This window comes from Streptococcus sanguinis (genome assembly GCF_020729725.1).
GTDB classification, from domain to species: Bacteria; Bacillota; Bacilli; order Lactobacillales; family Streptococcaceae; genus Streptococcus; species Streptococcus sanguinis_V.
Map to the genome: position 1 here is coordinate 592,021 of NZ_JAJEPA010000005.1, position 12,534 is coordinate 604,554.

A 12,534-nucleotide genomic window follows, 5' to 3' on the forward strand; every position below is an offset into this window, starting at 1 on the left:
CCCTAGTAAAAACGAGATTGAATATAGCAGGCATGGCTACAAAACTTCCGATTCGCATTGCCGTATGATAAAAAGGACTTACCGCAATATTGGCAAGTCAATTCATAGTAAGCTGTATTTTGTTTCTGATGTAATTCTGGATGGTCCTGCCACCAGTATCTCCGACAGGTATCCGAACAAAATTTCTTAGGCCGCCCAGTTCCTTTGGGGATAAAGGTTTCTTTACAGTGAAGGCAACAAGGAAGGCCACTGGCTTGGTCTTTCATCATCTTCGTGACGGCATTTCGATAGCCTAATAGTTCCGGATTTCGTTTGCAGTAATTGCGAACAGAATCCCGAGACAAACCGACTATCTTTCCAATCAGCTGGTAACCCAAACCCTCAGAACGCAGTTTTCTAATTTGTTTTCGCTGAAAATCGTCCATTTCTCCCTCCTTTCTGTACTGAAATCTCTAACCTTTTAAACCATAAAACGAAAGAAAAACAAGCCATAACTTCTTGTTACAGCTTGTTTCTCAGTTATTTATTTCTTCAAAAAATATACCCCTTTTACATTTTGCGAAAATGCACGTTTGAGGGGGCCACGGTCTTTTGAGAGGCAATTCGCAGAGATTTTATCCCCCCTACCCCTCACTAAAAATCATATCCATAAATTGGAGTATGGTCCTCGGTCATGGTTTTATGGTCATGACAGGATTTACAAAGAGGTTGCCAGTTGCCCTCATCCCAGAACAATTTTTGATTTCCTCGGTGAGGAACGATATGGTCCACCACCGTCGCCCGCCTGTAACGATTCCGCTTCAGGCACCGAACACAGAACGGATGAAGCTTCAAGAAACGGAGCCTAGCTTTGTTCCATCGTGAATCATATCCTTTAGCCTTCGTGGACTTTACTTCCTGTGAATGAAGGTGGCTGTGTTCCTCGCAAAACCTGGAACCGCAAGGAACTAGCCTTGGACAGTTTGGATGCTTGCAAGGCAGAGCGGGTCGTCTTGGCATGGCCTTCACCCCTCTCTATATTCTTTCACATCTTAATCATATCACAATATTTCGTGCAAAGCAGTACCGACTTAGTACCGTATTAGTTCCGGGGTAGTTCCGCTTTAGTACCGCACTAGTTCCACCCTAGTACCGGGGTAGTTCCGTCTTTTCGATTTTTGCAGTTTTTACTTGACAAATAAAAAAAGACGTGATTCAAAACGTCTTTCTAACTTATTTATAATTTTGCAAAGCTTTCTCTAGTGCTACATAGTCACAATGAAATTTACTAAGAGCGCTCCCTTTTGCTATCGTCCTACTGTAGATTTTAGACGCATCCGAGATGATTTTATCTTGTTCTGACTTACAAAACTCATGCTCCTTGTAAAATAGGAACTGGTAGTTCAAATCAAGACTCTTGAATTCTATTTTCTTATACGCTCCATCTGCAACTGGAATCATTTTTCGAATATCTAAGACAGCAAGAATGTGATATTTTTTATCTAACGAGTTTGGATGATCACGATAAATTGCATTTTTCTCATTAGAGTTCTTATCAACTAAATCGTAAATCATTAAATAATCACGACTTCGCATTCGTTGATTTTTATGCTTTTCCTTTGCAGATGTTAATGGAATGAAATACTTGATATTTTCTATATCTACCAAGATACCTACATATGGCTTTATCGTTGCTCTATAAGAAGGATGGTAATATACATTGGAATCAACCTCGTATAGATATTCAATGTAATCATTGTCAATTTCATAAAAGGCAATAGAATCGTTTAAGAACTTCACTAGAGTTTCTCCGTTAAATTTATATATAAAAAGCTAGGAAACTCCTAGCTTAGTTTCACTTTGGGGTATAGGCAGTGAATCGCCTCATTTAACGCTCACATTTGGGGTATAGGCAGTGAATCGCCTCATTTAACGCTCACATTTGGGGTATAGGCAGTGAATCGCCTCTTTCTATAATCATTATACAATAAGAAAGAAGGCTATGCAAGTGATTAATAAAATTTTTTTAAAACTTTGAAGCACAATTTTTTCACCTTCTAAACGGAAATGGCTTACAGCAAGCTGTAAGCCATTTATTGAGTCGGTTTATTCTGGTGTCTGCCACCCGCTTGGCCCTTATGTCCAAGATTAAATATCGGATTTAGTTCTGGTGTCCGCCACCGCTTGACCCTTATGTCCAAGATTAATATCAGATTGACCATGAGCCGACTACTCATCTACACCATTATTATATAATAATGCAAATAATTTTACAAGTAGTTAACTCAAATTTACTCGAAAATACCAGAGTTTTTAGACCAATTTCTTAGGGGTTAGCCAGATTAACTGCTTAATTTATCACAAGCAGATTACATGATGTAAACTTTTTTAAGCTACGGCCTTTTCCAGTGAACAACGTACCATCCGCCTATAATAATTCTCCATCACATATGCTGCCATATCTGAAATGACTCCTTTTGTCACTGGCATGGCCTGCATGCTATGAGTTGCCTGATTGTAAAGAGTCAAGAATTGAACCTCAATATTGTAGATATAAACTCCTGAAACAAATAAGGTAGATAGGATTTCAACTTCTAAAATTTTCAAATTCCGCACCTCTCTATTTTGATGTTTCTAGTATAACTCAAAACAACTGATCAGGGGTTGCTATCCTCTCAAATGTACAAAAAAAATGTCTGAAATGTTCATTCCCTGCATCCCAGACATTTTTTGAAAAGGTTATTTATTTTCTTGCCCTGCTTGGTAGGCTGCCTCCAAGGCTGCTTGTAGGGACCAAACCGAAACTTCGTGAAAATCAAGGCTGTCAGTATTCCGCCTTTCCAGGGTTGGAACATTGAGGTATTGTTTGGCGATTTGCTCTAGTTGTTCTTTCATGGCTGTTACCCCTTTTCTTTTTTGTATGTGTATGTTACCGTACAATCCTTTATTTATCAAGTCATTAGGGCAGAAATTTCAAAGATTTCTGCCCTTTGTTTTTTACTTTTAAGCCGGAAAGCGTTCCAGAATTTGGTCCAAGATTTCTTCTATACTTTCATCCTCTGGGTAGACTTCCCAACCCCTGTCATAGCTGACGGCTTCCTTACCATCTACGTCCACACCTAATTTGAAGATGCGTCCGTTGTCAATTCCATCCTCGAAAGGTTCGGGGCTTACCTTTGCCAGGTAAACCACCTTCCGATTGTGGCTTGTAAACGTTCCTTCTTGCCACATGTTTCTGCCTCCTTAGTCCAACCAAACGTAATCATCAACTTCCAAGCCTGTTTCCTCGCAAAGGGCTTGAAGTTTAGGATAGTCTTCTCCGAAATATCCTTCGGCTGTGTATTCTCTGGTGTCTCCATAAGCTTTCTTTGTTAGCTCAATGGATTGCTTATTTTCCTTCAGCTCCTTGAGTTCTTCCACATCGTAGTAGAATCCGTATTTCTTAAGTAAGTCCGCTAGTTTTTTCATAGCCGTTTACCCCTTTTCCTTTTTGTATGTGTATATTACCGTACTACTCTTTATTTATCCAGTCATTAGCGAAGAATTTCAAAGATTTTTTAAAGTCCCACCTGCACCTTTAAAGCCTGGTCAATCCGCATCAGCCAGGCTTCTTCCCGAATCGTCATGACCTTATTTTTCAATTGAAACTTATCCACCGTAAGGACCTGTTCTGCTAAAACCAAGCTGGACCATTTAAGCCCTTTGAAAACTTTCTTAGGTAGATACACATGAGTAGGCAGGGGCTTTTTCTTTCTGACCTGCTTGGTTAAGGGAAGCACCGTCACTAGATGGGAGTGGTCGTTGGCCTTATTGTTGCTGACGACGATGGCCGGTCGAATCCCCTGCTGGATATGACTGTTTTTCTGATTTCCAAAATCTACGTAATAAATATCGCCTCGTTTGCACATATGGTTCTCCTCTAACTAAGTAAAAAATCTTCTAACTGTTGGTTTCTGATAGCATAAATCAAACGCAGTTCCTTAATGGCCTTCTGCTTCCACCTGCTAATGGTACTCCGGCTGATATGGTACTTGACCATGAGGTTATCCCAGCTTTCTGACACAATGACTAAATCCGTCACAAATTCTGCCAAATCATCCGGAAGCTGACCGACTGCCACTTCAAAGAAATGCAATTCCTGAACTAAACGGCAGTAGCGCTTTGACAAATATTGATAAAGCTCCCGATTGGCTTTCTCTGTTTCTTCCTTGTAGGATAAAGCAATAACCTCACTGCGATAAGGATTCTTACTGGTTTGCACCTTTGGTTCATCAGAGCGACCATAGACCATGGTGTCCAGCATCTCGTTTTCTGAGATGCCGACAAACTGGTCCAACTGGCTGCGTAAGAGCTTCATCTCCTTTTCCATGTTCTTATAATCATAGAAAAGGCTCTCTATTTTATCCATCCGCTTCCTCCTCTCTCAATTCATATTTGACGGCATCAATCAGGGATTGCTGAGAGATGTCCTTTTCTTTCAATCGTTTCATGACTTGTTCGTCTATGGTATTCTTCGTAATGATGTGGTGAACAAGCACTGTTTCTTTCTGCCCTTGCCGCCAGAGCCTTGCATTGAGCTGCTGGTACAACTCCAAGGACCAGGTTAGGCCAAACCAACAAATGGTATGACCGCCAGCTTGAAGGTTCAGTCCATGACCACTGCTTGCCGGGTGAATCAAACCAAGGACTATCTTTCCCTTGTTCCAGTCCTCAATATCCTGATTACTTAGAATCACTCTGGTTTCTGGAAAGCATTCCTTGATGCGTCTCAAATCGTGTTGAAACCAATAGGCAACTAACAAGGGCCGGCCATTCATACTCTCCACCATTTCTTCCAGGGCCACTAACTTCTGATCATGCAAGAGTACGGTCTCTCGATTTTCGTCATAAACCATGCCATTAGCCATCTGCAGTAATTTATTCGAAAGGCTGGCACTGTTTACGGCATCCAGCACCTGTCCTTTAAGTGAAATCACCATCTCTGCTTTGAACTCCTTATAAACTGCAAATTCTGGCTCCGACATCTCAACTAGAACTTCATTGTCCACTCGTTCTGGCATATTGAGATAATCGACTGCCTTCATGGAAATCGTCATATCCGATATCTTGTCATAGATGACTTCTTCTGCTCCACCCTTTGGCTTATAAGAAAAGATAACCTGACCGTTTCGCTTATCAGGGTCAAAATACTGATTGCGAAATCCTGTGATAAAGCGCCCTAAACGCTCTCCGCCATCTAAAATGCCAATCTCAGAAAATAGGTCCATGATATTCCCAGGAGTTCCAGTCAAGCCAACCATGCGCTTGATTTTAAATCGAACTTTCTTTAAAGCTTTGAAGCGTTTGGCTTGATAAGACTTGAAGCTAGAGAGCTCATCAATCACCACCATATCAAAATCAAAGAGTTGATTCTGAATCAACCAGACGACATTTTCTCGATTGATGGTATAGATAAAGGCTGCGCGTGTTAAAGCGGCTCTTCGTTCTACTTCACTGCCAATGGCAATGGAAATATCAAGCCCCTTTAAATGCTCCCACTTGTCGAGCTCACTCTTCCATGTATGACTGGCCACACGAAGTGGGGCAATGACCAAGACTTTTCTGACCTCAAATGAATCCAATATCAAATTCCACAATGCCGTTAAGGTAATCACGGTCTTTCCTAGTCCCATATCAAGAATCAAACAAGCTGTCTCATGCTCCTCGATGAACCGAGTCGCCACCTCTTGATAAGGATGTGCCTTGTATGTCATCTAGTATTTCTCCAATCTTTTCTTTATCATCCAACACATAAACTAGAAAACCTAGCTTTCTTAACTGCTCCATGCGCCTGACCTGAATTTTTCTGGGCTTTTCTCCTGGGGCTTTTAACTCCACAAAACCAATCTTTCCTTGAGGTAAAGCCACGATTCGATCAGGCACCCCTACCAAGCCAGGCGAGACAAACTTCATGGCAAGGCCACCCCGCTTCTGACTTTCTACTCTCAGTTTTTCTTCAATTGCTCGTTCTCGCATCTTTCACCTCCCAGGGTTTCCGATAGGGGTTGCCAAAAGGGTTCAAACTCCTTACGCGCGTACGGGTGCCCATTACCCCTATTTTACTAGTAGTAACACTACTCTCTTAGAAAAGATAGGCAACTAAGGAAACTAGTACTAGAGAAACTACTATTGGCAACGGCTTTGAGAGGTTTCCCATTCGGTTGCTGAAAGGTAAAATCGAAAACCTGTGGAAACCAACTAACGGTTCCCAAGTTGCCTTACGGCACCCGGACAAAAGCACGTTGAGTGCCATACAGAGAAAATTTCATCTTACCAGTCGTGTTTCCAGCGTACTTATGCCAACCGCCAATTTTATTTAGAATCCCTTCGATTTCATAGGAATCAGCCTTTTTGATATTCTGCCGTTCCTTTCCAAAGCACTCACACCAAATTTCCATAATGCAGACCCGCTCACGCTGTTCCGTTCCCTTCAAAGTCTGACTGCCAAAGTCACTCCCAGCTAGGAAAGTCCGCCGCTCATATAAGTCCATCTTGGCCCAGTTATCGGGCAATAAGGTATCCAGGTACTCTGCGACAATACCTTCTCGGTCGTCTGATTCCATGGCTTCCTGTCGCTCTTTATTTGCTTCATTTTCTGCTTTTCCTTTGAGAAACAGTTCCTCTCCAGCTTCATAATAGACCTTGGCTTCCGCCCACAATTGGTCTACATCGACTAGCTCCCAGGGCTTCAATTGACTGGCATCGGACACTCGAATCGGCCAAAAGCGACGGTTCCCCGTCACGTCTCGCAAGAAGCCACCTTCTGAATTGGTTGACCCCACAATGATACAAGCACGTGGGTGACTTTCCACATTCACCCCATAGGCTTGACGGAACTTATCATCCTGGCGGGATATAAAGGATTTGACGGTCTCCACATCCGTTTTTCGAATTCCGGTCATCTCGGAAATCTCAAGAATCCAATAGCCTTGCAGCTTTTCTGCCGCAGTCTTATCCCGCATGTCTGAAATCGCCAGAGAATCCGAGAACCACTCTTTTCCTAGCTTGAGAAAGAAGGTTGATTTTCCTATCCCCTGCGGTCCATTTAATACCAAGATAGAATCAAATTTAATGCCGGGTTCATAAATTCTTGCTATCGCAGCCACCATGGTTTTTCTCATGACAGCTCGTGTATAAGCTGTGTCCTTTGCACCAAGGTAAACGATAAGAAGTGAATCAATCCGCTCAACCCCATCCCAAACCAAAGGTTCTAGGTATTCCTTAATGGGGTGGTAAAGCCGATAAGAAGTCACCACAGCTAATAGAGCATCCTTAAACTTGGTTGGTGACCAAATACCATAGACACGCTCAAAGTAGAGCTTGGCATTGGCTAAGTCCGAATCATTCCAGCCAGAGCGTGACCGTCTCCAAGGCACCTCACCAATCACATCAATAACATTCTTGAATTCGTTGTAGACAATATTTTGAAGATTGGGGTCAAAGTGGAGAATGGTCGCAATGTTGGATAAGGTATCCTTAACACGGCCAGTCTTATCCAGCTCTAAGCTCGCTTGCCAATTTTCCGTATCAGCGAATTCCAAAGTCGCATCTGCTAAGCGCTCTTTTGCCAGTGTCTCCCTGGTCGCATCATCTTTTAGGACATAATCCTGCATAGCCTTATAAGACGGTTGCTTAGCCGAGTCTTTCTTTTCCTCATCATCCTGATCACCAAAGAGATGGAGGCGAACCAGGTCAAAAGCCGATAAAAGCCTGTGACCATAAGGGTCGGTCGCATGGTGGCTATATGCAAATTTGTCATCATAAAGAACAACCCCAGCACTAGTTGTGGCATGAATATAATCAAAACGACCTGGAATGCTGGAAGGTTTGTAAACATCTCCTAGAAATTTTTCAATTGCTTCTGTAATGGTGTAGGTTCGGTTAAAAGCCCCAATCAAGCCAGATTTTCCAAGTGGGTCTGCTTGTTTGGCAATGGCTCGCTCCAGCAGTTTGTTCTGCCGGCTGGATACTGGCCACTCAGTCGTATCTTTCCAGTTTTGATAGCGTGCTAGAACCGTATCCGGATTGAGGAAGTCACCCTCTAATTTTTTGAAGACAAACTCTCCGTCTTGCGAGGTTGAAGGCCAATACATGAGTCGACTCGGTTCATAGGTCGTATCATCAAACAACTCCATACCAATGTCTTCAGCTACTTTTCTGGCAACAGCCTGGTATTCCTCAGCCGATACTTCCCGAGATAAGGGGAGTATCAAACGCAGCCTCGGATGCTCTTTGGTATGTTTATGCGTTGAATAGAAATAGGCAAAGAAAGAAAAGAAGAGCTCGACTTCATCCATAATGCCTGGTGTCGCAAAGTCCATGTCCAGAGTCAGGGCGGAACGAGACAGTACGGCATCTTTCTTTCGTCTTCCTTTGTCAAGCTTTCCTAAAACAAAGCCGCCGACATCTTTGATATTATCTTGTTTTGATTTCGCTAGTTTCTTATACTCTGCAACAGTCTCAGCCGTTCGAATAGTTGTTGAAATGCGGGCTTCAAACTGCTCCAAGCTATAACTGGTTTGCGTCCAAATCTTATCGGTTCGTTTGTTTCCTAATGAAATGGTAAGTTCCATTCTTTCCTCCTCAATCTTTCTTATAAAATTCACAGGCATAGCCGTCTGCTCGTAAAGGCAGACCTTCGGCCCAGTCTGGCTTTGTGGCAAGTAGCTGACAGACTTTTGCCACACTATCTTCTCTCACTTCTACCACCGCTTCATCATGCACATGAAGAACAATAGCTAATCCCTTTTGCTTGAGCTGCATCATGCCATAGGCCAATAAATCTCGGGCGATACCCTGAACAATATTTTCCACTAACTTTGGTCCATAGGTCTCAAGCCTTGTCCATTTCTTACTCTCTCCAATCCCTTCATAGGTCAAGCCGGGCTTGCCGAATGCGTTCATTCCCATGCGAGGTTTAACATAGGTTAATTTACGACCTGAAGGCAACGTAATAAAGAGCATTCCCGATTGATAACTAATGACTAGATTCTTAATCTTCTTCGGTTCTCTTGTTTCGTATACCTGCTTTGCGACCTTATCTATCTCCCACCAAAAAGCGACAATATGTGGATTGGCTGACCGCCACTGATTGACGAGCGGCTGCAACTCCTCTTCTTCCAGTCCCATATCCAGTGCTCCCATAGCGGTTAAAGCACCAACTGAACCACCATAGCCAAGAGCCAGTTCTGCAATCTTACCTTTTTGACGAAGATGGCTATTGGCCCCATGCTTTTCAACTGGTACTCCAAACATAGAAGATGCGGAAGCGCAATAGATATCCCCACCCTGTTCAAAGACTTCTAACCGCCAAGATTCCCCAGACAGCCAAGCCAGCACTCGGGCTTCAATCGCCGCAAAGTCAGCAACGATAAACTGATGACCTGCTTTGGGGACAAAGGCAGTCCGGATGAGTTCAGAAAGGACACCTGGGACATTGTCATAGAGAGTATCCAAAGTTTCAAACTGCCCTTCTTTGACAAGCGTTCTAGCAAGGGACAAATCCTTGAGTTTGTTCTGAGGGAGATTTTGTACCTGGACTAACCGTCCAGCCCAGCGGCCGGTACGGTTTGCCCCATAGAATTGCAGGAGACCGTGTACCCGACCGTCAGAGCAAACACAACGTTCGATAGCCTGGTATTTCTTGACGGAGGTCTTGGACATCAAGAGACGCAGCTTTAACATTTCAAGCACTTCTCCATCTGCTTCTTTGAGATGCTTCGCCACCTCTTTCTTTCCCAGCGAATCCATGAAGACTCCTTGTTCTTCTAACCAGCCTTTCAGTTGAGAGACAGAGTTAGGATTTTCTAGGCCACTTAGCTCATAGGCACGCTTCGTCACTTGCTCCTTATAAGAGAGGTCACAAAGAATGGCCTGTTCAACCAACTGCTGGTCTACCTCTATGCCTCGGTCATTGATTTCTTGATCCAGCTGATAGAAAAACTGCTCACTCTCAAGCAAGGGATAGTTTCTTAAACGCTCTCGAATAGCTTGTTCCACCTCTACATCTCGCTTGCAATAGCTTTTAAACAGTTCCCAGTCCTCTGGTGCGTGATGAGGAAAGTTTCGCTCGCGCATACCATTGGCTTTCGTTGCTTTACAGGGCAGACAGAAATACCGAATAAGCCTGCTTCCCTCTTTCATCTTTTGTTCTTCTATGTTGAGAACTCGGCCCACTCCTTCAAGGGATAATGGTAGGCCTAGACTTGCTGCAAGTACCGCCGTACAGAACCAGGACTTAGCTGAGAGATGCTCTCCTAGAAACTTGGAAAGACAGACCCTCTCAAAGTTGGCATTGAAGGCCGTTTTTATAATGGCATCATCTAATAGAGCTAAACGAATCTCTTCAGGAATCTGCTCTCCCTGAGCTAAGTCTACCACCTGCGTTTCTTTCTCGTCCTCTTTATAGGCAAAGAGCAAAATCTCAAAGGCTAGACTATCCACATAGCGATAGACTCCGCATTTTGTTAAGTCTACTTCTGAATAAGTTTCAATATCAATGCTTAGAGTTTTCATCCGTCCTCCAATAGGTAAAGAGGTGGAGACCCACCTCAGGCTAGAAAGTCGTCATCATCAACGGTTCCAAATTCATCTTCTGCTCGAACTCGGCCACCTAGTGGCTCTCCGTCTTTCAATTTTTGAATGTTTCCAAGACCAGCTGCCACCCCACGATTTCCATTGGAATTAAAGCCGTAGAAGGTCACAGATACCCGACCATAACAGCCGGAATAGACTTCTGCCTGATCCAGAATTGGTTGAACCTGCTGGTCTACAACCTGTGGCTTTTGTTTGGAATTACAGTTAATGAAATAGCTATTGGAATAGACTTCATCATCCGGCCGGTCAATGTCTCCGTCTCGGAGTGGGAGTTTCAGATTGGCTGGAATCTTCCCGCCAAATTTTGAAACGGCTTCTTGTTTGGCCTGCTCTACGGCTTGTTGGATTTTCTGAATGGTGGCCTTATCGCTCTTTGGAATAATGACCGATACAGAATATTTCGGCTCTGAACCATTGATAGAGTGTGGTTCCCATACATTGGCATAGGATAGACGTCCAGGGACGATTACTTTTGTTTCTTTTGACATATTAGTTTCCTCCAAATTCAGCTACTGCTGGAATATATTCTTTTCGTTTATCACTTTCAGGTACAAGGGTCAGCTTGCCCTGAGGTTTACGAACCAAGTGCCCCAACACTCGGTTAAATTCTGTCTTACCCATCCGTTTCTCCAGTTCAGTCAGAGAAACCAGACTTTGTTTATAGATATCCGTGAAGCCTTCTGCTTCTGCTAGTTTGGCCACTTCATCTTCATTAGTGAACTGACGGATAGAGCGGCCTTCAACCAACTTGAACCCATTCCATGATTTATGAGCATCAATGGCCACCTTTGTCGCATAGTCTTTCACCTCTGTCGCCCATTTGACCAGATCATCCACATGAAGAAGAATTTCTTCAATCTCGCCATCCGTCAAAAGATGAGGGGAAGCCAACTGGAATTGTTCAAGCTCTTTATGATAGTCCATTCGTGCCCGAAGGACCGCATTGCAAGGAGAGAACTGACACCAAGGACCATAGGTGACCTCCCCTTCTCCTTTAAAGGCCAGTTCAGCCTTTGGTTTCAGCTCCGTCTCAGCCCACTCTACCAAATCTTCTCGCTGTAAAATAGCCGTGGAGATATTCCCTTTTCGTGGCTGAAAAATGGTCATCTTGACCTCTTCAATATCATAGAGAGCATAATAGAGTTCCAGGGCTCCCAGGGCATAGAGCTTCATCTGCGGATTGTTTTCCGCTTCGACCAACACCCCTTTGCCATACTTAAAGTCCACGACATAAAGAGTACTGTCTGCCACAATAACACAGTCTGCCGTCCCAAATCCTTCTGGAACATAGCGAGAAAAGTCAACGGTCTGCTCAATCAAAATAATTGGATCACTCGTCTCTTGTTTGAGCTGTTCTAACTCATCTAAGATGAAGGCAACATAATCTTCCGTGGCTTGTTCCATCTCAAGCGTCAACTCACCTTCCGGTTCTTCTGCTTCTAGTTGAAGAACGTTCTTTAGCTTATATTCAGCTAAGGCATGGGCCAGTGTTCCTTCCTCCGCTGCAGGATTGGTCTTGTGTTCAAAGAACTCTTCCAAGCGAGCAAGGGGAGGCACCGTCAGCCAGCGGTGGCTGGAGGATGCCGATAATAGCGCATGTTGTTTTTGAGCCATATCAGAGTCCTTTCGCATCTTCAAGGAGAGAAGCATAGTGCTGCTCATCTACTGCAGAGAGCTTGTTCGCTCCATACTTTTGAAGGAGTTCTCGTACCTGTTCCGTCTTACCTGCCCGAGATTTCTCGGCTAGAACTTTGCGGATATCTTCAATCGTAACAGTCGTTGGTAAAGTCACCTTTTCTACTTGTTTTGTAGGTGCTTCAGCTGTTACGTCAACGGCATCACACAGTTCCTCCAGGCTATCTGCCAGCATTCGCAAATTGGAGACAACCGTTTCTAATTTTTTCATTTGTGCCATAGCTT

General features: G+C 43.7%; 16 protein-coding genes. All 16 read right to left on the reverse strand.

Annotated features, from left to right (window positions below; all coding sequences use genetic code 11):
* Positions 1 to 2 precede the first annotated feature (2 nt).
* Positions 3 to 425, reverse strand: a complete 423-nt coding sequence (locus K4I03_RS02885) for a helix-turn-helix domain-containing protein (protein ID WP_227963676.1) — start codon at positions 423 to 425, stop codon at positions 3 to 5.
* A gap of 208 nt (positions 426 to 633) precedes the next feature.
* Positions 634 to 999: an HNH endonuclease signature motif containing protein gene (locus tag K4I03_RS02890; RefSeq protein ID WP_227963677.1), complete on the reverse strand. Its 366-nt coding sequence runs from the start codon at positions 997 to 999 to the stop codon at positions 634 to 636.
* A gap of 213 nt (positions 1,000 to 1,212) precedes the next feature.
* Positions 1,213 to 1,779: a type III toxin-antitoxin system ToxN/AbiQ family toxin gene (locus K4I03_RS02895; RefSeq protein WP_227963678.1), complete on the reverse strand. Its 567-nt coding sequence runs from the start codon at positions 1,777 to 1,779 to the stop codon at positions 1,213 to 1,215.
* 588 nt (positions 1,780 to 2,367) lie between these two features.
* The gene (locus K4I03_RS02900) at positions 2,368 to 2,586 is read right to left on the reverse strand and encodes a hypothetical protein (protein WP_227963679.1); all 219 of its coding nucleotides are present in this window, start codon (positions 2,584 to 2,586) and stop codon (positions 2,368 to 2,370) included.
* Positions 2,587 to 2,718: 132 nt separating this feature from the next.
* Entirely contained in the window at positions 2,719 to 2,874 is a 156-nt protein-coding gene (locus K4I03_RS02905; protein ID WP_227963680.1) for a DUF6900 domain-containing protein, read from the reverse strand.
* 108 nt (positions 2,875 to 2,982) lie between these two features.
* Entirely contained in the window at positions 2,983 to 3,210 is a 228-nt protein-coding gene (locus K4I03_RS02910) for a DUF7678 domain-containing protein (RefSeq protein WP_227963681.1), read from the reverse strand.
* Between the two features lie 12 nt (positions 3,211 to 3,222).
* Positions 3,223 to 3,447 carry a hypothetical protein gene (locus K4I03_RS02915; protein WP_227963682.1) on the reverse strand — a complete coding sequence of 75 codons (225 nt, stop codon included), beginning with the start codon at positions 3,445 to 3,447 and terminating at the stop codon, positions 3,223 to 3,225.
* 89 nt (positions 3,448 to 3,536) lie between these two features.
* The gene (locus tag K4I03_RS02920) at positions 3,537 to 3,887 is read right to left on the reverse strand and encodes a type II toxin-antitoxin system PemK/MazF family toxin (protein ID WP_227963683.1); all 351 of its coding nucleotides are present in this window, start codon (positions 3,885 to 3,887) and stop codon (positions 3,537 to 3,539) included.
* An 11-nt stretch (positions 3,888 to 3,898) separates the two neighbouring features.
* Positions 3,899 to 4,387 (reverse strand): hypothetical protein, encoded by a 489-nt coding sequence (locus tag K4I03_RS02925; RefSeq protein WP_227963684.1) that lies wholly within the window; start codon positions 4,385 to 4,387, stop codon positions 3,899 to 3,901.
* Complete coding sequence (locus K4I03_RS02930) at positions 4,380 to 5,732, reverse strand: DEAD/DEAH box helicase (protein WP_227963685.1); 1,353 nt, start codon at positions 5,730 to 5,732, stop codon at positions 4,380 to 4,382. Before K4I03_RS02930 ends, K4I03_RS02925 begins: the two co-directional genes overlap by 8 nt.
* Positions 5,674 to 5,994: a VRR-NUC domain-containing protein gene (locus K4I03_RS02935; RefSeq protein ID WP_227963686.1), complete on the reverse strand. Its 321-nt coding sequence runs from the start codon at positions 5,992 to 5,994 to the stop codon at positions 5,674 to 5,676. The genes K4I03_RS02930 and K4I03_RS02935 overlap by 59 nt, the downstream gene beginning before the upstream one ends.
* A 242-nt stretch (positions 5,995 to 6,236) precedes the next feature.
* The gene (locus tag K4I03_RS02940) at positions 6,237 to 8,591 is read right to left on the reverse strand and encodes a virulence-associated E family protein (protein WP_227963687.1); all 2,355 of its coding nucleotides are present in this window, start codon (positions 8,589 to 8,591) and stop codon (positions 6,237 to 6,239) included.
* Positions 8,592 to 8,601: 10 nt separating this feature from the next.
* On the reverse strand, positions 8,602 to 10,533 hold the full coding sequence (locus tag K4I03_RS02945; RefSeq protein WP_223347716.1) for a DNA polymerase: 1,932 nt from the start codon (positions 10,531 to 10,533) through the stop codon (positions 8,602 to 8,604).
* Positions 10,534 to 10,568: 35 nt separating this feature from the next.
* Positions 10,569 to 11,102 (reverse strand): DUF2815 family protein, encoded by a 534-nt coding sequence (locus K4I03_RS02950; protein WP_227963688.1) that lies wholly within the window; start codon positions 11,100 to 11,102, stop codon positions 10,569 to 10,571.
* 1 nt (position 11,103) lies between these two features.
* A complete protein-coding gene (locus K4I03_RS02955; RefSeq protein WP_223348082.1) occupies positions 11,104 to 12,246 on the reverse strand; it encodes a DUF2800 domain-containing protein in 1,143 nt (380 codons plus the stop codon).
* Positions 12,230 to 12,529 carry an rRNA biogenesis protein rrp5 gene (locus K4I03_RS02960; RefSeq protein WP_223347720.1) on the reverse strand — a complete coding sequence of 100 codons (300 nt, stop codon included), beginning with the start codon at positions 12,527 to 12,529 and terminating at the stop codon, positions 12,230 to 12,232. The genes K4I03_RS02955 and K4I03_RS02960 overlap by 17 nt, the downstream gene beginning before the upstream one ends.
* Positions 12,530 to 12,534 lie beyond the last annotated feature (5 nt).

Bases quoted from the DNA above. Each gene is read 5' to 3' on its own strand.
- K4I03_RS02885 (WP_227963676.1), bottom strand. From the start codon at position 425: ATGGACGATTTTCAGCGAAAACAAATTAGAAAACTGCGTTCTGAGGGT.
- K4I03_RS02905 (WP_227963680.1), bottom strand. From the start codon at position 2,874: ATGAAAGAACAACTAGAGCAAATCGCCAAACAATACCTCAATGTTCCA.
- K4I03_RS02920 (WP_227963683.1), bottom strand. From the start codon at position 3,887: ATGTGCAAACGAGGCGATATTTATTACGTAGATTTTGGAAATCAGAAA.
- K4I03_RS02935 (WP_227963686.1), bottom strand. From the start codon at position 5,994: ATGCGAGAACGAGCAATTGAAGAAAAACTGAGAGTAGAAAGTCAGAAG.
- K4I03_RS02960 (WP_223347720.1), bottom strand. From the start codon at position 12,529: ATGGCACAAATGAAAAAATTAGAAACGGTTGTCTCCAATTTGCGAATG.
- K4I03_RS02890 (WP_227963677.1), bottom strand. From the start codon at position 999: ATGCCAAGACGACCCGCTCTGCCTTGCAAGCATCCAAACTGTCCAAGG.
- K4I03_RS02940 (WP_227963687.1), bottom strand. From the start codon at position 8,591: ATGGAACTTACCATTTCATTAGGAAACAAACGAACCGATAAGATTTGG.
- K4I03_RS02955 (WP_223348082.1), bottom strand. From the start codon at position 12,246: ATGCGAAAGGACTCTGATATGGCTCAAAAACAACATGCGCTATTATCG.
- K4I03_RS02910 (WP_227963681.1), bottom strand. From the start codon at position 3,210: ATGTGGCAAGAAGGAACGTTTACAAGCCACAATCGGAAGGTGGTTTAC.
- K4I03_RS02925 (WP_227963684.1), bottom strand. From the start codon at position 4,387: ATGGATAAAATAGAGAGCCTTTTCTATGATTATAAGAACATGGAAAAG.
- K4I03_RS02930 (WP_227963685.1), bottom strand. From the start codon at position 5,732: ATGACATACAAGGCACATCCTTATCAAGAGGTGGCGACTCGGTTCATC.
- K4I03_RS02915 (WP_227963682.1), bottom strand. From the start codon at position 3,447: ATGAAAAAACTAGCGGACTTACTTAAGAAATACGGATTCTACTACGAT.
- K4I03_RS02945 (WP_223347716.1), bottom strand. From the start codon at position 10,533: ATGAAAACTCTAAGCATTGATATTGAAACTTATTCAGAAGTAGACTTA.
- K4I03_RS02950 (WP_227963688.1), bottom strand. From the start codon at position 11,102: ATGTCAAAAGAAACAAAAGTAATCGTCCCTGGACGTCTATCCTATGCC.